The following is a 21,712-nucleotide window of genomic DNA, read 5'->3' on the forward strand; positions in this document are numbered from 1 at the left end:
TTATTCCTTTTCAACTGGCCTGCTTTTAAGTAAAGACTCAGGGAAGGAATCAGTGACAGGCCTCTCCATTCCGACGTAAGCGCCAGTAGTTATAGGGCCAAGGTGTCATAAAACCGGCTAGCAGACTCGGGCCTATTGACCACCAGGTCAAGGCCGCCTTGCCCACCAGCAGATAGTCAGTCAGATTCATGGCAAACTCCATCGCAAGCATACTCACAAGACTCATTCCGATCGCCGTTTTGAAAGCCAGCCTCAGGACCATCTGACGACTGAGAATGAAGGTTTCCAGTGCAACACTGGTGAGCAAACCATTCATCATAGCCAACGCCATCACCAGCATGGCGTTGGTCTCTGGCGCTAACATTTGAAACGCGAAAATCGTGCCGAAATCGCCGATTGCACAACCCAGCAGGCACCAGCCGGTATTCTTGGCCGACTGCCGCCAGACAGGGCCGCTGGTCCAGTCAAAATCCGGCTTAGAGGGTAAAGTTGATTGCCGATCGTTTTGCGGTAAGGTTTTTGCGCAGTGGGCATGTTCCATACAAAGTTCCCCTATCAATACGCCCTTTAGGATGAGGGCACACAGACAGTAGAAACCCTGTATCAGACTACAGAGTCAAGCTAATTAACCGCCCGCTCACGCCCCTCCCAATAGGGTTTACGCAGCTCATTCTTCAGTACTTTGGAGACACCGGACAGCGGCAAGGGTTCAGAGCGAAACTCTACTGAGCGGGGACATTTATAACCCGCAATCCACTCCTTGCAGTGAGCTATGAGCTCACCTTCCGACACACTCTGCCCAGTTTTGCACACGACAACCGCGTGAACCTGTTCACCCCATTGCTCGCTGGGAATCCCGATAACCGCACACTGCTCAATGGCCGGATGCTTATAAATAGCCTGCTCGACCTCAGAGGAATACACGTTCTCTCCCCCCGATACGATCATGTCTTTAACCCGATCAACCACATAGAGATAACCCTTCTCAAGGTAGCCTCCGTCACCGGTGTGCAGCCAGCCCCCCTTCAAGGTTTCCGCGGTTTTATCATCCAAATGCCAGTAACCACGCATGACATTGTCACCGCGCACACAGATCTCGCCAACTTCCCCTTCGGGTAGGGGATCGCCCTTGTCATCCAGTATCTGCAGTTCTACGCCGGGAACGACCTGCCCGGCGGATCGGAGAATTTTTGGATCAGCTGGCTTGGCATGATCGCGAGCGGTCAAAACACTGACGATAGGCGCAGCTTCGGTTTGCCCATAAGCCTGAAAGAAATCCACATGTGGCAGCAAGGCCTGCGCTCGTTCAAGAATGGCCTGCGGCATAGGTGAGGCGCCGTACCCGATTGCCTTCAATTGCGACAATTCTGCCTCTGCAAATTCAGGCAACTGAAGCATCATGCCCAACATGGTGGGCACCAACATCACGTAACTCACCCGCTCCTTCTGCAAGGCATCCAACACGGCCTTGGGCTCAAAAAACGGTAAAAATATATTCGTCGAGCCCAGTATCGTTTGGCTGAAGCCGTTGTACATATCGGCCACATGAAACATTGGTGCCACACGAAGAAAACGCTTCTCTTCGGGCCAGCTCACATCAATCAGGGTCGGCATTGCCTGCAGACAAGAGCTCAGCAGATTGCGATGACTCAGCATGACACCCTTTGACGGCCCCGTGGTACCGCCGGTATACATCAGAAACGCCAGATCATCACCGGAACTCTGGTAATCACTTAGCTTATGCCCTGCAGAAACAAGATCATCGACACTTTTCTCTGCCACCGCTTCATCTACGCCCCACACGGCCTTCAAGGGCAGCTTGCTGCGCAAATTCGCAATGGTCTCCTTGAAAAAGCTGTCGACAAACAGATACTCCGTATGCGAATCGGTAATCCAGTGAGTAATTTCTGGTGGCGCCAGGCGAATATTGATGGGCACACCCACGGCGCCCAGCCAGGGAATGGCATAAATCAATTCGAAGTAGCGATCGGAATTCAGCGCGAGTATGCCTACCCGATCTCCCGGCTTAACACCTTCGGCTTTCAGCGCGCCGGCAAGTCTCTGAACTCGCTGCATGAATTCTAGCCAGCTCTGCTCGCGGCCATCCATGACGGTCGCGATGTGAGAAGGAATGGTTTGAGCATTTCTTACCAGTAATGAAGAGAGCGAGCTGTACATGGTTAATCCTTATTTTTATAGCTTTGGGGGGACATCCCCCTCATCAGTTCACCGCCGTCAACGCCCTCCCGAGGGTTTCTGAGCCCAAGACCTCGGTAAAACGCTTGGCCTCCTCCCATACACGCCGACCGCGAATATAGACCTGCTCCACTACGCCGTCTGAACGGTTTACCAGCACGTCATGTTCAAAGTGTGGGTTGTAAACCAACTCTCTTCGCGCATTGGAATCATAGGTTTTCAGAGACTCCGGGTTGATCAATACCACATCGGCCTGAGCCCCGACATCCAGGGTGCCGACATCGAGATTAAAAAATTCTGCCGGCGCCCGAGTCAGCCGATGTACCGCCTGCGCCACTTTCTCCAAGCCTCGGCGCTGCGCTATCTGCAGGGTCAGCAAATTGCCATCATAAAAAGCCAGATTAGTGATGTGGGCACCACTGTCATTGAACCCGGGTAGGGTGTTTTCGTCGAACAGAATCCGTTCCGTAATATCCGCGTCGAGATTGGCGACATCGAGCCACCAGCGGAACTTGAGATCAAACCGACGCAGGCAGTGAGCAAAAAAATCGGCTAGGGTGTCGCAATCTTTGGGCGCATCGTCGAATACCGACCTCTCATCATCGCAGGCAGGATTGCCCCGCCCCTGTCGATAAGCCTGAAAGCGCAGATAAATATCCGAAAGCGGTTGATCATGCCAGCTCGCTACAGGCGTTACCGGATCAATAAAAATATCGTCCGGGTCGAGCTGGAATGTGGCAGTGGGAACCCCTAATTTTGTCAGCCAACTCGCTGAAGCCGGCGACACTGACTGCCAATCTTCACGAAACTGAGCCTGCCATTCGGGAGTTTCCATCAGCGCCCGCCGGCCTTCAATATCATCGACTTCATAGGCAATCAGCGCACGAGTAGATTCCAGTTCTTCAAAGATCGGCGCCTGTACACCATTGCCCCACATTCTGAAGTTGGTCGATAGGGCCTGAAAGTGGAATCGCCCCTTAAGCAAAGAGGAATTCAGTAGCTTGGCCAGACGCAGTAGTCGCTTCCACACGCCCGGTGTCGATTTGAAATCCAGCGCCGTCAAGGCGCTGACGCGCAGGGGTTTGCCGAACAGTCGCCCCGAGGTCCAGAAAAACCGCTTTAGGGTACTCAGCAGATGTTTACTGTCCGGCGTCGCCTGCCATACCCGGTCATACTCCCGAACAATGGAGATCAGCGACTTCAGTTCATCTTCCGAAGCAAACTGGGTCGGTATGCGCTTTTCCTTATGAGGGTCGTTGGCGAGGTAGTGAAAAATAATGCTGTCAGTCGAAAAGCCAATATAGCCCTGATCCATCGCCTGACGGGTCAGTTCTTTCATGACCTCAAGTTCTTCTATGGTGGGCAGCCGCGTAACGCTATCGTGCACACCCATGACTTCAGCGCGGAGCATGGAGTGCGGCAACAAGGGCGCTATGTTCGGCCCCAGTGGCAGTGTTTCGAAATGCTTGAGATAATCTGCGGTATTATCCCAACTCATCTTATCCACGCATTTTTGCAGCACCCGTTTGGGCATATTCTCAACGCGGGTAAAGCAGTCGATAATTGGGCTCTCGCCGTTCTTTTCTTGCGCCCCAAAAGCTGTACCGAGAGAACAGTTGCCAACGACCACCGCGGTTGTGCCATGACGCACCGCTTCTCCCAATCCGGGGTTAACCTCAACCTCCAGATCCAGGTGGGTATGAATATCGACCATGCCCGGCAGCAACCAAAGCCCGTCCGCGTCTATCACTTCGCTGGCATTGCCGGCGGGCAAGGCTTCGCCACGTGCCATGATTCGGCCATGTCTTATCGCCACGTCCTGCACGGCGGGTTGCGCGCCAGTCCCATCAAAAACCAGCGCATTGCGGATCAAGGTATCCCAGGTGGATTCAGTCATTGATGCCCCCTTACTGGCCACTGGAGGCTTTGCGTTTACGACTCTTGCCGGACGCCTTCGTCTTCGGTTGACTCGCTTTGGCCGCGAGTGATTTCAGCTCTTCAAACGAGGCTTCGACATGTTCGCGATACTGCATCGGATCTTCCAGCTGTTCACGATCAGCCAAGATTGAAATGGTGACGCTATCGCCAAAGGAAAATATCGCGTGGAACAGCCCTACACCGGGTGTCAGCACGCCAAGGCCGTGATACCGAACCAGGCGGGCACCGGCGCAATACAGGTCAAAATTGGCGCCGGGCACGTTGGTCACCACGGTACTGATATTCACTGGCATATGGCGACTGATCTTGCCACTCGAATAGAGTTTCGCCCCACCCTTGGCAAACCACGGCGAGAACACTCCCACCAGTTTCATCGCGTCGACCAATGGCGACTTCTCGCCAAACTCTTTGGCGTCGGTTGCACTCTGTTGTATGGCTCTTAAACGCTCAACCGGATCGGCAATATCCGTGTGCAGTTTACAGAATACCGAGCCCACTTGATTGTTGTCTTCATTGACCCCACGGCGGGTACGCATATTCATTGGTATGCCTGCAGCCAGGGAAACATCCGGCAATTCGCCCAACTGCTCCAGATAACGGCGCATGGCGCCAGACACGACGGCCAGTGCAACGTCGTTGATTTTGACGCCGAAGGCATTTTTGATCGCTTTAAAATCCTCCAGCGCGAAGGTCGCCGCCTCAAAGGCCCGGTGCTTGCCTACCGGCGTATTAAAACGGGTTTTCGGTGCATTGATGTCTGGCAGTGGGACGGTTTTCTTGAAAATACCGTAGCCCAATTTGGCAAAATCCCGCGCCAGCGAAACACTGCCGCTGGCCAGGGAAACGGTATTGCGGGTCTGATTGACCAGCGCCCGCGCCAGAAGCTCACCAGAATTGGGCTTGTGATCAATAACGATGGGCGCCTGATTGAGCATGGCGTCGGAGTTCTCTTCCGGTTCAGGTTCCAGATCGTGCAGCGCGGCCATAAACGATTGTCCGCCCGCCCCGTCAACCAGCGCATGGTGCATCTTGGTATAAACCGCAAAACTGCCCTCCGGCAGATCCGAGATGTTATCCAGGCCCTCAATGATATAGGCCTCCCACAGCGGCCTGGACATATCGAGCGGGCGTGAATGCAACCGGGCTATCTGAATGCAGAGCTGACGCCAGTCACCGGGATGAGGCAGCGCGATGTGGCGCAAGTGGAACTCGACATCAAAATTCTCATCGACGACCCAGTAGGGCCGGTCCAGATTACCGGGCACCTGATGCAAGCGGGTTCGAAACAGCGGTAGACGGTGCAGACGCTGCTCAAAATTGGCGATTACCTGTTTGAAACGTACAAAACCGCCGGGCGCGGTCGAAGGGTCATATATCCCCATGCCTCCGATATGCTGGGGAGTATTGGTCTGCTCAAGGTTAATAAAGGCGGTGTCGAGTACGCCAAGTTGTTTCATATGCCATCCTGCTGCTAGAAATCGATATTGATGTACTTCTTAGCATAGACAAGACAGGCCGGAAAGCCTAACCACCGGAATCTAGCGGCTGATACTGATATCTGCCGCCAGCCCGGTGCCGCCGGGGCTCATATCTGAACCCAACGTTTTGAGATCGTAGAATCGTCCGGCTTCGCGGCTCTCATAGAAATACGGTTGGCCCCAGGGGTCTAGCGGCACCACGCCGCGCGTAAGGTAGCCTTCAGGATTCCAGTTCTTTGGAATCGGACCCGACCGGGGTTTTTCCACCAACGCAGACAGCCCCTGACGGGAGGTAGGATAGAAATGGTTGTCCAACTTGTACTGCTCCAGCGCGGCGGCAAGATCCTGCAAATCCGACTCCGCCTGCTCCTGCTGGTACTCGTCCAGCCGCTCGTTAACCACGGGGTACAGCAGGACCACAACCCCGGCAATCACCAGCAGCAGAAAGAGTATTTCCTGAATTGTCAGGCCGGCACAATTGCGAGAAAGCACGCACTACCTCTTGCGTTGAACGTTTGCATCAATCCCTTAAGATTAACGATACCACCTCAGAGCAGAGGCCGCTGACTCAAACGTGAAATCCATTTACCCAGCACCGCATCAAACGCGCCATGTGCTGCAACACCTACTTTTTCCGCCAAGGTTTTTTTGGCGACATATTTCACTTCGAAGAGATCACAGTCTCCGCGTTTCTGAAGAATATACTCGTCGCTGGTAGAAATGCTATCAATCAGATTTTCGGCCAAAGCCTGCGAGCCGTACCACACTTCACCAGTAGCCACTTTTTCAATATTTACCTGAGGCCGGTTTTCACTCACAAACTGTTTGAACAGAACGTGCGTTTCCTCAAGCTCCTCACGGAATTTATCACGCCCCTCCTCCGTATTCTCACCGAATACGGTCAAGGTACGCTTGTAATCGCCCGCGGTATGCATTTCAAAATCGACGTTATGCTGCTTCAGCAAACGGTTGAAGTTCGGCAGCTGGGCAATGACGCCGATAGAGCCCAGTATCGCAAAGGGCGCAGCAAGAATACGGTTGCCGATACAGGCCATCATGTAGCCGCCACTGGCCGCCACTCGGTCAACGGCGATTGTCAGCGGGATGCCTTGATTGCGAATACGGGCCAACTGTGACGCGGCAAGTCCATAGCTGTGCACCATGCCACCTGCACTTTCCAGCCGCACCAAGACCTCATCGGTCTGCTTGGCCAGCGTCAGCACGGCAGAAATTTCATGGCGTAGATGCTCTACATCTGAAGCTTTTACATCGCCGTCAAAATCGAGCACGAAGAGTCGCGGCTTTTCATTTTCTTCCGCCCCGCTTTTCTTTTTGGCTTTGCGCTCGGCCTTGGCTTTTTTCTGGGCAGCCTTGCGTTCCGCCTTAAAGCTGGCTTCGTCCAGAACCACGGACTTGATCTGCTCTTCCCAGTCTTCGAAGCGATCATTTAACGCAGTCACTTCAATATGGCCCTCGTTATCGCGGCGCCGGCCGCCGAGCGAACTGAGCATGCCGATAATAAGTAAGGCGGCGACAACAAAAGTAACCGTTTTCGCGAGAAACAGACCGTAATCCGAGAGAAATTCCAAATTGTGCTCCGGGTTCAAATACGTGGGCGAGGCATATTCGCGTCCGAGGGGCAGCCTGTCAAGAAGACCACTCTGCAACGGCAACAGCAGCCGCGTCATTTAATGGCCGTGCAATCAAGCCAAAACTGGTCATCGAAACCTGAAAGCGCGCGCCGTCCGCCATAGGTAGATAGGCCGCGCTGCCGTAATCGGCGTCCGCAAATTGTGCAAGGCGTTCGTTCTGACGCAGCCAGTGCCACAGATCGACTGCGCGCGACTCACCCAGCGCATGAACACTGCGCGGTTTATTCAATTCGTCACTGACCGTTGCATAGCGACCTGACAAACGCTCCAGTCGGAACAGCGGGTCAACGCCCAGCCTGGCCACCACCGATTGCCACTTGATCATGCGTGCATCGAGCTGCCACTGATCACCGTTCAGCACAAACTCCTGAACCTGGTCATCTACGCGGAGTTCAACCCGGTACTGCTGAGGCGCCTGTCGATGAAATACCAGCTCCGCCACTGGCGTCTCTTCCAGCAGGGCCCGGTAGGAATATAGGTCCCAGGCACTGAACAAAGCGACTCCGGCGAGCAAGGCCGCACTCAGCGCGACCGCGCCTTGAGCGAAATGTTTGAGTACTGGCAGGCTGAACAGCAAGCGGAATGCGAGCACCAGCAAGCCAATGGCGAGCAAAGTCAGAGCACAAACCAGCAGCATTAAACTCATCAGAGGCTAACCTCAGCAGGTCGGAGTGCAGGCTCAGGCGGGTTTAACCTGGTAGCCCAGCGCTTTCAGGCTTTCTTCCGCCAGTGACAGCAATTCTTCATCTGCGCGGTGGTGGCGGCTTAACTCAGTGAGGTAGTATTCCACGCTGATCAATGCATCGGCCAGGGTTTCCAGCAGCAGTTTTGCCTTATCCGGGCTGCGCATGTCACGTTTTTCGACAAAGTCGTTCACAAAGGTAACTGCAGCCGTCAGCACACGGGTAATACGCCCCATCGTCAGTACGTGGAAGGCGCCTCGAATGCTGTTAAGGGTCGTGCCGACGTTGTAGATATGGGCGATATCGTAGTCGGAGTCGACGTAGGCACTGATGGCGCGTTTGGCCAGACTGATCCCGGATTCAGACTCCTTGAACACCAATAGCCGCGAGGTTTCCAGCTGGCTCATGCTACTGATCTGCAATTGCCGATCCGGGGTCAGATCGTCCAGATCTTCTACCGCGCCGGGATTGCGTTCCAGATTGTCGAGGGAATGCTGGATAAAGAGAATGGCGTCGGCGATATTCGGCAAGGCCGCCAGCGTTGCCGTGTGATCCATATCCTTCAGGGCTCTGGCCTGATCCGCCTGCGCCCGAGCGTAACGCGCCAGCGTCGGCAGACCAAGCACCTGCAGTATGCCGCCCAGCTGCACCAGAATCTGACACAGCGGAGCAACCTCCTCTTCGTCAGTACGCCCGCTCTGCATCAGGATTTCCAGCATATCGGTGGCATTGCGCAGTTCTTCTCGCAACTCGCGAATCACTGTGCTCATGGCATCCAAACCGGGACCAAACATCCGCTGCATGGCGACTTGCATATCGCGATCCGTCACATCAAGCGGCGCGATGTCGGCGGCCTTGAGCAATCGTCCGGCAATAGACTCTGGGGCGCTGTCACTGATCTGCAGCAGGTACAGCATCTCCTGTTCGCAAGCTGGTGCATCGGGCACTACGGTGAGTTTTTGAGGGTCAGAGGACAAGGATCTGAACGCCTTGTCTAACACGGTAAAAATCCGCCGCCGGGTACTGTTAATCGCAAGCCTGCGCTCCTGGAAAGCATCCAGCACCGCGTTGCCCAACAGCCAAAAGCGCTGGGCCTCGCCGGGCGGAATCAAGGCACACAGCCGCTGCACGGCCCGGAACATCAATCGCAGGTGAAGGCTGACCTGTGAATCGCGGAGGACGCCGAGGAGCCCCACCTGATACATATGTCGCAGGCGCTTCAATGTTTCCTGGTCAGGCGTTCCCGCCTGAACCGGTACTTCGAGTGAAAATTCGCGGCTAAACTGCGGCAGCTTCAGGCCAAGCTGAGCGTGCTCGTAAAGGGGCTCTTTTCCATGAGCGGCTCGCAATTCATTGACCTGCGGCAGCAGGATGACCGCTATATCTGACTGGCGTGAGGCCACTGATTCCAGATAGCGCGGCAGCACAAACAAGGAAGTGCTAAGCGCTTCGGCCTGCTTTTCGTTCGGGCCACGACCGGAGGCGCAGCAACTCTGCAAGGCCTGCTCAATATTCCGTGCCAGCAATGCGGCACCGGGCACTTGAATCAGATCCAGCGTGCCGGCGATCTGCCAGCTTAGCTGCGCACAGTCTTTGAGCTTGTCGAGCTTATCCGTATCAGAAATATACTCTTCAAAGGCATCTGTCGCTTCATCCAGCGTCGCCGCCAGTTCGGTCGACACCAGATCCAGAGAAGACATATTGACAGGGACTTCATACTGCACGGAACACCCCCGCTCGGGCAAAAACCAGAATGACTGCCATCTATTCCCCTTGCCACCCCGGCTGCATGGGCCGAGATGCTTTTATTGTCGAGCACTGTCTGTCGTAGCGCATTGATCCAAATACCGCCGGGCGCCTGCGCCGACCGGTTTGCCTCTCTTCAGAGGAAGCTGCTGAATTGATTAACGGTGCACGATAAGTGATTGTATTTAAACTTGTAACAGTTTACCTACCAGCGATAGCCAGCCTATGCCGATTGACGTGAATAGTGCCAAAATTCGGCACTCGTCAATGACAAACATAGCTGCTAACGCCTTGATGAGAGCATTTCAGGAGGGCTCAAGCCAGCGACACTGACCACCACTCGCCTTGTCAATGGCCTGCAGTTGCTGCTGGTGATTCGCCAGTTCGTCGTCACTGGCGCGCAGAACCTTTAGCGCAGGTCGCTGGGCCGCAACGCGTCTTATTTCAGTCACTCCGGAACCGCCCTCACCGGAGTTCGCGCTGTCTCCGGCCAGCGCCAGATCCGTTTGACCACCGGTCATCAGCAGATAGACATCTGCCAGAATCTCCGCATCCAGCAAGGCACCGTGCAGATCGCGCTGGGAATTATCGACGCCGTAGCGGGAGCACAGGGCATCCAGACTGTTGCGCTGACCCGGATGCTTCTGTCGAGCCATCACCAGACTGTCAATGACTCGACAACTATCGGCTGTGCGCTCATCGCGCTGCAGCAACTTGAGTTCATGGTCGATAAAGCCAACATCAAAGGGGGCGTTGTGAATGACCAGCTCTGCGCCACGTATGAAATCCATGAAGTCGTCGGCGATCGCCGCAAAAACCGGCTTGTCGGCGAGAAATTCATTGGTTATCCCGTGAACTTCAATCGCCCCGGCCTCAACCTCACGCTCGGGATTGATGTACTGGTGGTAATGACGCCCGGTCAGACGGCGGTTGACCAGCTCTACGCAGCCGATTTCGATGATCCGGTGCCCCTGGGAAGGCTCAAGGCCGGTGGTTTCTGTATCCAGTACGACTTGACGTGTCACTCTTTACTCCTGACGGTGTCTTTCAGCGCGAAAGATTATCGATGCCGCGGTTGGCCAGCTGATCAGCAATTTCATTTTCCCGGTGACCACTGTGGCCCTTGACCCAGCGCCACTCAATCTTGTGCTGCTGGCTCAGCGCATCCAGCTTTTGCCAGAGATCTTTGTTCTTAACGGGCTTCTTGTCTGCCGTGCGCCAGTCGCGTCGCTTCCAGTTGGCAATCCACTCGGTGATCCCCTTGCGCACGTATTGAGAATCCGTGGTAATAACGACTTCACTGGGGCGTCTCAGCGCCTGCAAGCCTTCGATGGCTGCCATCAGCTCCATTCGGTTGTTGGTGGTTTCGCGCTCGCCGCCGTAAAGCTCTTTTTCAACGCCCTTATAACGCAACAGGACGCCCCAGCCGCCGGGCCCCGGATTCCCTCGGCAGGCACCGTCGGTAAATACTTCAACTGTCATTTATTGCTCACTGATTGTGCTCACTTAGGGAGAAATTGCCCTGACGGGCCGCTCCTAGCGGGCGTACATTGACCACGGGCTCACGAATCCAGCGCGGGCGCACCGGCGTGACCGGAGCGCGGTATTTTGTCGCCGATAGCAGAAAAGTTCCACCCATGGGGACTTTTCTCAGACTTACCGGCTCCATGGGGAGAGGCTTATTCAACCAATGCGGCTTATTCACCGGTAGCCGATGAAAGCCATACCAGCGTTTATCTACCTTGAATCCCAAAAGACCCAGCCAGTCTTCAAGCCGATACAGCGTCAGCCAGTGTTGGCGCCAGACACTGTTACTGGACAGGCGCCCTACCGCATGTAATTTCAGACCGAGCAACGAAAGCGGGTTGAAGCCGACAATCAACAGCCGCCCGTGAGGCACAATAACGCGCTCCAGCTCACGCAGCATATTGTGGGGGTTGGCGATAAATTCCAGCAGGTGATGAACGATCACCACATCCTGACTTTCGTTGGCCACGGGCAAATCTGCGTAGCCACTCATCACATCCAGATGCTTGCCCAAATCGCGCTGCAAGGGTGGCCCCATGCAGTAGTGACGGCGAATGGCATCTGGGCGCGAGGCCAGGGTGCGACCACTAAGTCCCAGCTCCAGCAACGAGTGCCCAAAGGCACCTTCCAGCGCCGCTTCGATCAGCACGCGCTCTTCGTTCAGCAGCTGACGACCCAGCTCCGAGTCAAACCAGGCCTTCAGCTTTGGCAGCAGCTCCGCATCGGGAGCCTGGCGTCGCCATGTGGACACAGTGAAACTCCTCGCCCTGAATGCACTCTAATGCCACTGTCGGCTGGCAGGAACTTTGCTTGCGTTCCCGACAGCAGTCAATTAGCGTACCCCAAAATCCTGAATCTGAGTATGCATGATTACTATAGAACCGATTTCAGCCTTCAGTGACAACTATATCTGGTGCCTGTCCGATTCTCAGGGGCAGGCTTGGGTAGTCGACCCTGGCGAAGCCGCCCCGGTAGAGCAGCACTTGCGTGCACGGGATCTGAGTTTGCAGGGGATACTCATTACCCATCACCACTTTGATCACGTTGGCGCCCTGCCCGAGCTGGTAAAAAGTCACAGTGATTTGCGCATCGTCGGCCCGGCAAGCTCTGCCCCGGAAATCAACGAAGCTGTCAAAGACGGCGATCGCGTCGAACTGTTGGCACTCGAATTCGAGGTGCTAGCGGTGCCCGGCCACACTCTGGATCACATTGCCTTTTACACGGCCCAGACCGACCAGCCAAGCCTGTTCTGCGGCGATACGCTGTTTGCCGGCGGCTGCGGCCGATTATTTGAAGGCACACCGGAGCAGATGCACCACTCCCTCGGCCGACTGAAGGCCTTGCCGGGCGAAACGCGCGTGTATTGCGCCCACGAGTACACGCAAGCCAATCTGGCCTTTGCCCACGCCGTAGAGCCCCAGAATACCCAACTTGCCGAGCGCATACGCCAGGTCGAAGACCTGCGCAGTCAAAATCAGCCGACGGTTCCCTCAAGCCTCGCCGAGGAACGAGCAACCAACCCCTTTCTGCGTGCCGATCAGGCCGCTGTACAAGTGTCCGCAAAGGAATATGCTAATATTCACATTGACAGGGAAGAAGACATATTTGCAGCGATAAGACGCTGGAAGGATAACTTTTAGACGATTGTTTTGCCTGGACTTTCAGCAGGCAAACCATTCAGTGACGCAGTATCAGCTGATGGTAAATTTTGTATGAGAATGTCGATTTCGAAGAATAAGTCAAAAGCCATTTTTCTTGTTCTTTCCCTGGTTATACTCGGCGCCTGTGCGCCGCAACCTCGTCAGGAAAGCAGTGCTACCGAACCCAAGCTAAAAACCAGCTGCAAAAAAGGCTCGATCCGCCGCGGCGACTGCAAATTGCAGGGTCTTGCAGAGCAGACTCAAGAGGCCGACTCCGACCTCTGGGAGCATATCACCAGCGGTTTCCAGCTGACTGACTACACGGACAACCCGCGGGTTCAGGAATATTTCGAATTCTATCGTGACCGCCCGGTATACCTGCAGACAATTAGCGAGCGATCAAGCCGCTACATGCACTATATCGTTGAAGCCATCAACGAACGCAACATGCCCCTCGAATTTGCCCTGCTTCCGGCGATCGAAAGCTCCTTTGACCCCTTCGCCTATTCCCATGGCCGGGCCGCCGGCTTGTGGCAGTTTGTGCCGGTAACCGCCCGGCATATGGGGTTGCCTCGAACCTGGTGGTACGACGGTCGGCGCGATGTACTGGCGTCTACCGAGGCGGCTCTCGACTACCTGCTGGAATTGCATTCGCGCTTCGACGGCGACTGGCTATTGGCCATGGCAGCCTATAATTCAGGCGCCACCACCGTAAATCGCGCCATTCGCCGCAACCGCAAAGCCGGGCGGGATACCGATTTCTGGTCGCTCTCACTGCCCGAAGAAACAGAAGCCTATATTCCCAAGCTGTTGGCCCTCACCCAGCTGATTAAACGCTCAGAGGAAGAAGGCATTGCTATCGCCCCTATCCCGAATGAAGCGACCTTTGAAGTTATTGACACCGATGGCCAGATTGATCTGGCTCAGGCCGCCGAACTGGCGGGCATCAGTATTGATGAAATTTACCACTACAACCCCGGTTACAACCGTTGGGCCACAGACCCCAACGGCCCGCACCGCCTCGCCATACCGGTGCAAAGTGCCGAACAGTTTCGACAGGCACTGGCAGGCATTCCACCCTCGCAGCGCCTGAACTGGCGTCGCTATCAGGTAGCTCCCGGTGATAGCCTCATCAAGATTGCCCGCCGCTTTAATACGGATATCGCCACAATAAAGGCAGCAAACGAACTGAAAAGCAACGCCATCCGTGCCGGTCAGACTCTGCTGCTACCGTCTGCGTCGATGGATGACAGTCACTATTCGCTGAGCGAAGGCCAGCGACTGGCCGCTGCCCAACAGAAGGGGCAAAGTACCGGCAAACAGGCTGTCTATCACCAGGTAAAATCGGGAGAATCTCTCTGGACCATTAGCCGTCGCTATCGGGTTAATGTCAACGAGCTAGCGCGCTGGAATAACATGGTGCCAAAGGATCCGCTAAAGATTGGCCGCAAACTGGTTATCTGGCAGTCTGAGCCTATCAGCGTCGCTTCCGGTGATCGCGGCAGCCGCAGTGTTATACGCTGGGTGTCTTACACCGTGCGCCGGGGTGATTCACTGGCGAGAATCGCAGACCGCTTCAGTGTTAACGTCAATGAAATTGCGCAGTGGAATAACATCGACACCAGCAAATACCTAAAGCCGGGGCAGGTGCTCAGCCTCTACGTAGACGTTACCCAGCTGTCCGGTCGCTAAAACTCAAACACCTGAAAGGACTCTATGAGCGCCTATTTCATACGACGCTTTCTGCTGATTGTTCCTACATTTATCGGCATCACCCTCCTCGTCTTTGCGGTCACCCGGGTTGTGCCGGGCGGCCCGATAGAACGAATGATGACGGCGGCCATGATCAGCGGAGAGCAAGCCGGCGCCAGACGCGACACCCAAAGCGGCAACACCCTGTCGGAAGAACAGATTCAGCAACTGGAAGCTTACTACGGTTTCGACAAACCGATTCTGCAGAGTTACGCGGACTGGTTGGGAAAAGTACTGCAGTTTGACCTCGGTGAATCCAGCCGCTATCACGACCCGGTGTGGCATATCATCAAAGAGCGCTTTCCCGTATCCATATTTTACGGGCTGACCACGCTGATTATTACCTATCTGGTCTGTATTCCCCTGGGGGTCAGCAAGGCTCTGCATCACAACAGCTGGTTCGACAACGCATCGTCAGCTGTTATCTTTCTCGGCTACGCACTGCCCAGTTATGTAGTCGGCATCGCCCTGGTTTCGCTGTTTGCGGCGCATTGGGACGTATTCCCTCTGGGCGGTTTTGTCAGCGACGACTATGACGAACTGAACACCTGGAATAAGTTCAAGGATATTCTGTATCACGGCACACTGCCTTTGATCGCCTATATGGCGGGCAGTTTTGCGGTTACGACGTTCATGATGAAAAACGCACTGATGGACAATCAGGCCGCTGACTATATGCGCACCGCAGCGGCCAAGGGACTTACCCGCTCGAAAGCCGTCTGGCGCCACGCCTTTCGCAACAGCCTGATTCCGATTGCCACCTCCTTTGGCGGCAATATCGCCTTTTTTATGAGCGGTTCGTTTTTGATCGAAACCATCTTCAATATCGATGGCATAGGACTGCTCGGTTACGAGGCTATTCTGGAGCGCGACTATCCCGTCGTGCTCGGTATTCTTGTTATCACTTCCTTGCTGTTTCTGATCGGCAATATCATTTCCGATTTTCTGGTCGCGCTCGTTGATCCACGCATCCGCTTCGGGGAGGCTCGCTGATGCTGCGACTCAATCCCGTAGCGCGCAAACGCCTGGAACGTTTCAAGGCCATACGTCGGGGTTATTACTCGGCCATTATTCTGGCCGTATTGTTTGTACTCAGCCTAGGTGCAGAATTAATCGCCAGCCAACGCGCCCTGCTGGTGGTTTATGAAGGCGAGTGGTACTTCCCCACCTACGGCGACATTATTCCCGGCGAGACCTTTGGCTTCGACTACCGCTACGAAACGGATTACAAAGCCCTCAAAACCCGTCTTGAAGCCAATGGTGAGGGGCTGGTGATCATGCCGCCCGTGCCCTACGGCCCTCTGGAAACTGATCTGGCGGTGGGTGATTTCCCACCGCATGCGCCTTCGCTGGAGACCAAACACTATCTCGGGACAGACACCAGCGGTCGCGATGTACTGGCGCGCATTATCTACGGCTTTCGCATCGCCCTGCTGTTTTCCCTCCTGCTGCTTGTTTTCAATTATCTGATCGGCGTCAGCATCGGTTGCCTGATGGGTTTTTGGGGGGGCAGCTTCGATCTGATTTTTCAGCGCATCATTGAGATCTGGTCAAACGTGCCCTTTCTCTACGTGATCATGATCGTGGCGTCGATCGTGCAACCGGGCTTCTGGACACTGGTGGCGATCATGGTGTTTTTCGGCTGGACCGGCATCACCTGGTATATGCGCACCGCCACCTACAAAGAAGCGGCACGGGACTATGTTATGGCCGCGCGTGCGATCGGCGCGTCTAACAGCCGGATTGTGTTCCGCCATATACTGCCTAACAGTGTTTCCACACTGATTACCTTTGTGCCCTTCTCCGTCGCCGGCGGCATCACCTCACTGACTGCGCTCGACTATCTGGGCTTTGGTTTGCCACCACCCACACCCAGCTGGGGAGAACTCCTTAAACAGGGCACGGAAAACCTCGATTCCCTGTGGATGGTCATGTCCGTGGTGGTAGCCATGACGCTGGTGCTAATGCTGGTGACCTACATTGGCGAAGCCATTCGTGAAGCCTTTGATCCACGAAAGTTCAGTTATTATGAGTAAGCTTTTGTCATTCATCACTTCGCTGGTCTTGGCCTTGCTGCTACAGCCGATTATGGCGCTCGCAGAAAATTCGACCCCGAATTTGCCAACGAACCTCAAGTGGCAAACCAATCTCGATGATCCGATCTTCGCCTCGCCGGAAGCGGTGCGCGGCGGTCGCTTTCGCAGTTTTATCACCACCTTCCCGCTGACCTTGCGACTGGTGGGCCCGGATGCGAATGGCAGTTTCGCGTATTTTCTCCGGGCCAACGCGCTGGGTCTGGTGGATTTTCACCCGAATACCCTGAACCCCATCCCCATGCTCGCCACGCACTGGGCCTTTGCTGAGGATGGCAAAACGGTGTATTACCGGCTTGATCCGCGCGCCCGCTGGTCTGACGGTGAACCGGTAACTGCCGACGATTACCTCTACACACTCGAGTTTATGCGCTCCGAACATATCGTCGCGCCCTGGTACAACAATCACTACAGCAATGTGATCGTCGACGTAAGAAAATTCGACGACCACACCATTTCTATCACGGGTGCGGTTCCCAAACCCCGTGAAGAGCTGCTCTACGAATACGGTCTGCGCCCTACCCCGGAACATTTTCATCAACTCGATGAAAACTGGGTGCGCAACTACAACTGGAAGATCGAACCCAATACCGGCCCCTACCAGATCAGCAAGATACGCAAGGGAAAGTACGTTGAGTTCGAGCGCAAAGCCGACTGGTGGGGCGATAGCAATCGCTACTTGAAACACCGCTTTAATCCGGACCACGTGCGGGTGAAGGTTATCCGCGATATCAACATGGCCTACCAGTATTTCGCCAAAGGTGAACTGGATACTTTCCCGCTGAATTCACCACGCTTTTGGCACAAAAAAGCCCAGGGCGATATTTATGAAGACGGTCTGGTCGGCAAAATCAAATTTTATAACGACGTACCTCAGCCTTCCTCCGGCATGTACCTGAATGAAGACGACCCCATTCTGGGTGACATCAAGGTGCGCTACGCCATCGCCCATGCCACCAACGTGCAGAAGGTTATCGATACCGTGCTGCGCGGTGATTACGAGCGCCTCAACTCGCAATACGAAGGTTACGGCGACTATACCCACCCCGGTATTCGTGCCAGAGAATTTGATCTCGTCAAAGCCAATCAACTGTTGGATGAGGCGGGCTGGCAGGAACGCAATGGCCAGGGTATTCGCATGAAAAACGGTCAGCAGCTGAGTCTGCGCATAACCTATTTCAGCAGTAATCACAGTGATCGACTGGTGATTATTCAACGCGAAGCACTCAAGGCCGGAATCGACTTCCAGCTGCAGTTGCTGGACGCATCAACCGGTTTCAAACAGGTACTGGAGAAGAAACACCAGATCGCCTGGATGGGCTGGTCCGGAGGTGGCCTCTCTCCGGTGTTTTGGGAGTTCTATCATTCCGATAATGCCCACAAGCCGCAGAATAACAACATCACCAACACCAATAACCCGGAAATCGACCGCTACATTGGCGAGTACCGCAAAGCCACGGAAAAAGCCGAACGGGTGCGCCTTGCCCACAAACTGCAGGAACTGGTTCATGTCCAAGGGTCTTTTATCCCGACCTTTAAAGTGCCTTACACCCGCGAGGGCTACTGGCGCTGGCTGAAGCTTCCCCCGGGCCATGCCACGCGCACCAGCGACTCGGTATTTTCCGTTATGGGGAGCACCGGCGGACTGTTCTGGATTGATACAGAAACCCGGCAACGCATTGAAGACGGCGACATTGAGCGCGCCAAACCCAGCCTGATCATTGACGAGACCTGGCGCAAATGAGTTTTTTACTGGACGTCCGCAATCTGCGCACTCGCATCCGCGGCGAACACGCTACCCATACGGTGGTTGACGGCGTCAGCCTGCAACTGCGTCCCGGTGAGACCCTCGGTCTAGTGGGTGAATCCGGAAGTGGCAAAAGTCTGACCGCCCTATCCCTTACCGGCCTGCTGCCAAAGCCTGATGTGTTTGTCGACGGTGGTGCGATGATTTTTCAGGATCAGGATCTTCGCGCCCTGAGCCCCAACCAATTTGCAAAACTGCGCGGCGACCGTATCAGCATGATCTTTCAGGATCCAATGACCGCACTGAATCCGGTGCACCGCATCGGCGATCAAATTGCCGAGGTTTTGACAGTTCATGGACGCGCGCGCAAGCCCGCGCAACAAAAGCAGCGCGTCATCGAACTGCTTAACAGCGTCGGCATACCGCAGCCGGAATCGCGCTTCGACAGTTACCCGCACGAACTGTCCGGCGGTCAACGGCAACGGGTTATGATCGCCATGGCGCTGGCCTGTGAACCCGCACTACTGATCGCAGATGAGCCAACCACGGCGCTGGACGTCACGGTACAGGCTCAGATTCTTCACTTGATCAAATGCCTGCAGCGCGAACACAACACCGCCCTGCTGTTCATCACCCACGATCTGGCGCTGGTTTCTCAAATCAGTGATCGCATTGCTGTTATGTATGCGGGCCAAATTGTGGAAACCGCAGCCAGCAGCACCCTGTTTGCAGAGCCGCGCCACCCTTATACGCGCGCACTTTTAGCCTCAACACCAAGCGCAGCCAACGGGCATAAACAGCGATTACCCGCCATTCCCGGAACCGTGGCCAAACCCGAGCAGTACGGCGAATACTGTCGCTTTCGTAACCGTTGTCAGCATGCAAACGAACACTGTCGTACTGAAGCTGTTGTTATGGACGAGAGCGACAGCGCGCACCCGGTTCGCTGTCTGCGCTGGCGGGAACTGGCACAGGAGCTAGCCCATGTCGACTGACACGCTGCTGCGAACCGCATCCCTCAGCCTGCACTTCTATCAGCGCTACGGTGTATTAAAACAACACAAAAACACGATCAAAGCCGTCGACGGAGTCAGCCTTGATATTCTGCCCGGCGAGACATTGGGTCTGGTCGGCGAATCCGGCTGCGGCAAAAGCAGTCTCGGCAAGGCCCTGCTCAACCTCCACGCGCCAACCGGTGGCGAGGTCTACTTTAAAGAGCATTGCCTCACAGGGCTGAATCAGAAACAGTGGCGCAATCTGCGACCGCAGATGCAAATGGTGTTTCAGGATCCGTTTGAATCGCTAAACCCTCGCCATACGGTTTCTCACATCCTCGAAGAACCGCTGATCGTGCACCAACGCGGCAATCAGGCTGAACGCCATCGCCGGGTAGAAGAATTGCTGGAGGTTGTCGGGCTCGGCAACGATGCGCTTAACAAATACCCCCACGAATTTTCGGGCGGCCAGCGTCAACGCATCGGTATCGCACGAGCCATTGCGCTGGAGCCGGAGCTGCTGATTTGTGACGAAGCGGTATCAGCACTCGATGTCTCCGTGCAGGCGCAGATTCTGAATCTCCTGCTCGACATTCAACAGAAAATGCACCTGGCCATGCTGTTCATTTCTCACGATCTATCGGTGGTACAACATATCTCGGATCGGATCGCGGTGATGTACAAGGGCAAATTGGTCGAGATTGGCGAGGCGCAGCGGGTCTGTGAATCACCAGCCCACCCCTACACACGCGCCCTGCTCAATGCCGTACCGGGATTCGGTAAAGACTGGCGCAAGGTGGAGATGGTACAGGGCGAAATCAGCACACGGGAGGCAGAAGCCGGTTGTGCCTTTGCGCCGCGCTGCCCGCATGCGCAAGCCCGCTGTCTGCAGGACGAGCCGGTCTTGCCTGAGACCAATGAAACGCACCGGCCTCGCGCTGCATGCCACTTTCCGCTGCCTCATTCTCAAGCAGGGATGGTCGATAGCTGACCGATAATGCTATTATTTTGCCGCTTTTTGCACAGTTTGCCCGCCATATATCTACGACGGCGGCTTACATCACCATGAATGCAACACTCAACGACTGGCCCTGATATGCGCCCAAAATCTGCACACCGCAACGACTACGTGCCGCTGAAATATGCCCGCACGATGCTGAGCGTTGCCGAGGCGCAGGGCTACGACCCCAAAACCCTGATCAAATCACTGAATTTACCGCAGGACCCCTTCGACCCGAACGCCGACCCGGAAACGCCCATCGACGCACACTACTACACCCTGATTTACGGGCGAGTGATGTGGTTATTGCAGGACGAATCCTTTGGTCTGAACCTGCAGCAACCGACGCCGACCGGCACCTTCCGTATGATGTGTATGTGCATTATCCACTGCACTACGCTGGAGAATGCATTGCGCCGAGCGGCAGAGTTTATGGGTTTCTGTCGCAGCATTACCGGGTTGTCACCCGTCAGCACCAAGCCGATCAAACGCACGGGCAATGGCCGCGCAACCTATACGTTTAACACCACCTACCTTCTGGAAGATCACCCGAGCCTAGACACCGACACCGTCGTGCACTGCATGGCAATCTGGCGTCGCTTCTGTTCCTGGCTGATCGGTCGCCATATCCAGCTTCACGAAGTGCGCCTGAAAGGCTCCGAGCCCGAGGACCCAAGTTACTACGAGCATATTCTCGGCTGCGAGGTGTATTACGACCAGCTCGAAAATGCCTTTGTACTGCCAGAGCACTATCTCGATTGCCCACTGGTGCATACCGAAGACTCCCTGCGCGCATTCCTGCGCAATGCACCCTACTACCTGATGGTGTCGACCGACGACGAAGACACGTCTCTGCTAGCGCAGATGAAACGTATCGTCGGCAATGATCTCAGCCGCGATTTCCCGAGCGTTGTGGCCATGGCCGAGCAGCTCAACATGTCTGTTAGAACGCTGCGTCGCCGCCTGAAAGACTACGACACAACCTATCAGGAATTTAAGGACAACCTCCGCAAGGAACACGCCATCCGATGGCTCAATCAGCCCGAGCTGAAGATTAATGCGGTTTCTGCCCTGTTGGGTTTCGATGAGCCCAGCGCATTCCATCGCTCCTTCAAGAAATGGACGGGTATGACACCCGGGGAATACCGCGCCAGCCGCAAAAAGCAGGGTAAAAGCGCCGCTCCGGAAGAGAGCTGAACAAGCCCCTCCGTTCGGGTGATGCAGCGCTTGCCGCTGCCGCCTACTCTGTGCCCTGTAGTCAGGAG

The 21,712-nt window shown here is 55.2% G+C and carries 19 protein-coding genes; 8 read left to right on the plus strand and 11 right to left on the minus strand.

What is annotated here, in order from left to right; translation table 11 throughout:
- Positions 1–49: 49 nt before the first annotated feature.
- The 11 genes from FHR99_RS03410 to FHR99_RS03460 form a co-directional block, all read right to left on the minus strand.
- Positions 50–541 carry a DUF4396 domain-containing protein gene (locus FHR99_RS03410; protein WP_183409140.1) on the minus strand — a complete coding sequence of 164 codons (492 nt, stop codon included), beginning with the start codon at positions 539–541 and terminating at the stop codon, positions 50–52.
- Positions 542–621: 80 nt separating this feature from the next.
- Positions 622–2,178: a long-chain-fatty-acid--CoA ligase gene (locus FHR99_RS03415; RefSeq protein WP_183409141.1), complete on the minus strand. Its 1,557-nt coding sequence runs from the start codon at positions 2,176–2,178 to the stop codon at positions 622–624.
- A 43-nt stretch (positions 2,179–2,221) separates the two neighbouring features.
- Positions 2,222–4,093, minus strand: coding sequence for an N-acyl-D-amino-acid deacylase family protein (locus FHR99_RS03420; protein ID WP_183409142.1), 1,872 nt, complete (start codon positions 4,091–4,093; stop codon positions 2,222–2,224).
- A 10-nt stretch (positions 4,094–4,103) separates the two neighbouring features.
- Positions 4,104–5,591 (minus strand): WS/DGAT/MGAT family O-acyltransferase, encoded by a 1,488-nt coding sequence (locus tag FHR99_RS03425; RefSeq protein ID WP_183409143.1) that lies wholly within the window; start codon positions 5,589–5,591, stop codon positions 4,104–4,106.
- A gap of 81 nt (positions 5,592–5,672) precedes the next feature.
- A complete protein-coding gene (gene gspG / locus FHR99_RS03430; protein WP_183409144.1) occupies positions 5,673–6,104 on the minus strand; it encodes a type II secretion system major pseudopilin GspG in 432 nt (143 codons plus the stop codon).
- Positions 6,105–6,160: 56 nt separating this feature from the next.
- On the minus strand, positions 6,161–7,201 hold the full coding sequence (gene sohB, locus FHR99_RS03435; RefSeq protein ID WP_183409145.1) for a protease SohB: 1,041 nt from the start codon (positions 7,199–7,201) through the stop codon (positions 6,161–6,163).
- 58 nt (positions 7,202–7,259) lie between these two features.
- Positions 7,260–7,910, minus strand: coding sequence for a cation/multidrug efflux pump (locus FHR99_RS03440; protein ID WP_183409146.1), 651 nt, complete (start codon positions 7,908–7,910; stop codon positions 7,260–7,262).
- Positions 7,911–7,943: 33 nt separating this feature from the next.
- Positions 7,944–9,671 (minus strand): FimL-related protein, encoded by a 1,728-nt coding sequence (locus tag FHR99_RS03445; RefSeq protein WP_183409147.1) that lies wholly within the window; start codon positions 9,669–9,671, stop codon positions 7,944–7,946.
- Positions 9,672–9,998: 327 nt separating this feature from the next.
- Positions 9,999–10,718 carry a DNA polymerase III subunit epsilon gene (gene dnaQ, locus FHR99_RS03450; protein WP_183409148.1) on the minus strand — a complete coding sequence of 240 codons (720 nt, stop codon included), beginning with the start codon at positions 10,716–10,718 and terminating at the stop codon, positions 9,999–10,001.
- A 22-nt stretch (positions 10,719–10,740) separates the two neighbouring features.
- Positions 10,741–11,175 carry a ribonuclease HI gene (gene rnhA, locus FHR99_RS03455; RefSeq protein ID WP_183409149.1) on the minus strand — a complete coding sequence of 145 codons (435 nt, stop codon included), beginning with the start codon at positions 11,173–11,175 and terminating at the stop codon, positions 10,741–10,743.
- Positions 11,176–11,182: 7 nt separating this feature from the next.
- The gene (locus FHR99_RS03460; protein ID WP_183409150.1) at positions 11,183–11,971 is read right to left on the minus strand and encodes a methyltransferase domain-containing protein; all 789 of its coding nucleotides are present in this window, start codon (positions 11,969–11,971) and stop codon (positions 11,183–11,185) included.
- A 115-nt stretch (positions 11,972–12,086) separates the two neighbouring features.
- Here FHR99_RS03460 and gloB point away from each other — a divergent pair, with 115 nt between their 5' ends.
- From gloB to FHR99_RS03500, 8 genes are all read left to right on the plus strand, one after another.
- Complete coding sequence (gene gloB / locus FHR99_RS03465) at positions 12,087–12,860, plus strand: hydroxyacylglutathione hydrolase (protein WP_183409151.1); 774 nt, start codon at positions 12,087–12,089, stop codon at positions 12,858–12,860.
- 72 nt (positions 12,861–12,932) lie between these two features.
- Positions 12,933–14,552 (plus strand): lytic transglycosylase, encoded by a 1,620-nt coding sequence (locus tag FHR99_RS03470; protein ID WP_246386450.1) that lies wholly within the window; start codon positions 12,933–12,935, stop codon positions 14,550–14,552.
- Between the two features lie 24 nt (positions 14,553–14,576).
- Positions 14,577–15,605, plus strand: coding sequence for an ABC transporter permease subunit (locus tag FHR99_RS03475; protein ID WP_183409152.1), 1,029 nt, complete (start codon positions 14,577–14,579; stop codon positions 15,603–15,605).
- A gap of 2 nt (positions 15,606–15,607) precedes the next feature.
- Positions 15,608–16,648, plus strand: coding sequence for an ABC transporter permease (locus FHR99_RS03480; RefSeq protein WP_183410118.1), 1,041 nt, complete (start codon positions 15,608–15,610; stop codon positions 16,646–16,648).
- Positions 16,641–18,449, plus strand: a complete 1,809-nt coding sequence (locus FHR99_RS03485; RefSeq protein ID WP_183409153.1) for an extracellular solute-binding protein — start codon at positions 16,641–16,643, stop codon at positions 18,447–18,449. The genes FHR99_RS03480 and FHR99_RS03485 overlap by 8 nt, the downstream gene beginning before the upstream one ends.
- Positions 18,446–19,447, plus strand: a complete 1,002-nt coding sequence (locus FHR99_RS03490) for an ABC transporter ATP-binding protein (RefSeq protein WP_183409154.1) — start codon at positions 18,446–18,448, stop codon at positions 19,445–19,447. Before FHR99_RS03485 ends, FHR99_RS03490 begins: the two co-directional genes overlap by 4 nt.
- Positions 19,437–20,438 (plus strand): ABC transporter ATP-binding protein, encoded by a 1,002-nt coding sequence (locus FHR99_RS03495; RefSeq protein ID WP_183409155.1) that lies wholly within the window; start codon positions 19,437–19,439, stop codon positions 20,436–20,438. Before FHR99_RS03490 ends, FHR99_RS03495 begins: the two co-directional genes overlap by 11 nt.
- 105 nt (positions 20,439–20,543) lie before the next feature.
- Positions 20,544–21,644: an AraC family transcriptional regulator gene (locus FHR99_RS03500; protein WP_183409156.1), complete on the plus strand. Its 1,101-nt coding sequence runs from the start codon at positions 20,544–20,546 to the stop codon at positions 21,642–21,644.
- The last annotated feature ends 68 nt before the right edge of the window (positions 21,645–21,712 follow it).

It is taken from the genome of Litorivivens lipolytica (assembly GCF_014191715.1).
Classification (GTDB): domain Bacteria; phylum Pseudomonadota; class Gammaproteobacteria; order Pseudomonadales; family Spongiibacteraceae; genus Litorivivens; species Litorivivens lipolytica.

Bases quoted from the DNA above. Each gene is read 5' to 3' on its own strand.
- FHR99_RS03410 (WP_183409140.1), bottom strand. From the start codon at position 541: ATGGAACATGCCCACTGCGCAAAAACCTTACCGCAAAACGATCGGCAA.
- FHR99_RS03415 (WP_183409141.1), bottom strand. From the start codon at position 2,178: ATGTACAGCTCGCTCTCTTCATTACTGGTAAGAAATGCTCAAACCATT.
- FHR99_RS03420 (WP_183409142.1), bottom strand. From the start codon at position 4,093: ATGACTGAATCCACCTGGGATACCTTGATCCGCAATGCGCTGGTTTTT.
- FHR99_RS03425 (WP_183409143.1), bottom strand. From the start codon at position 5,591: ATGAAACAACTTGGCGTACTCGACACCGCCTTTATTAACCTTGAGCAG.
- FHR99_RS03440 (WP_183409146.1), bottom strand. From the start codon at position 7,910: ATGAGTTTAATGCTGCTGGTTTGTGCTCTGACTTTGCTCGCCATTGGC.
- rnhA (WP_183409149.1), bottom strand. From the start codon at position 11,175: ATGACAGTTGAAGTATTTACCGACGGTGCCTGCCGAGGGAATCCGGGG.
- gloB (WP_183409151.1), top strand. From the start codon at position 12,087: ATGATTACTATAGAACCGATTTCAGCCTTCAGTGACAACTATATCTGG.
- FHR99_RS03470 (WP_246386450.1), top strand. From the start codon at position 12,933: ATGAGAATGTCGATTTCGAAGAATAAGTCAAAAGCCATTTTTCTTGTT.
- FHR99_RS03475 (WP_183409152.1), top strand. From the start codon at position 14,577: ATGAGCGCCTATTTCATACGACGCTTTCTGCTGATTGTTCCTACATTT.
- FHR99_RS03485 (WP_183409153.1), top strand. From the start codon at position 16,641: ATGAGTAAGCTTTTGTCATTCATCACTTCGCTGGTCTTGGCCTTGCTG.
- FHR99_RS03490 (WP_183409154.1), top strand. From the start codon at position 18,446: ATGAGTTTTTTACTGGACGTCCGCAATCTGCGCACTCGCATCCGCGGC.
- FHR99_RS03495 (WP_183409155.1), top strand. From the start codon at position 19,437: ATGTCGACTGACACGCTGCTGCGAACCGCATCCCTCAGCCTGCACTTC.
- FHR99_RS03500 (WP_183409156.1), top strand. From the start codon at position 20,544: ATGCGCCCAAAATCTGCACACCGCAACGACTACGTGCCGCTGAAATAT.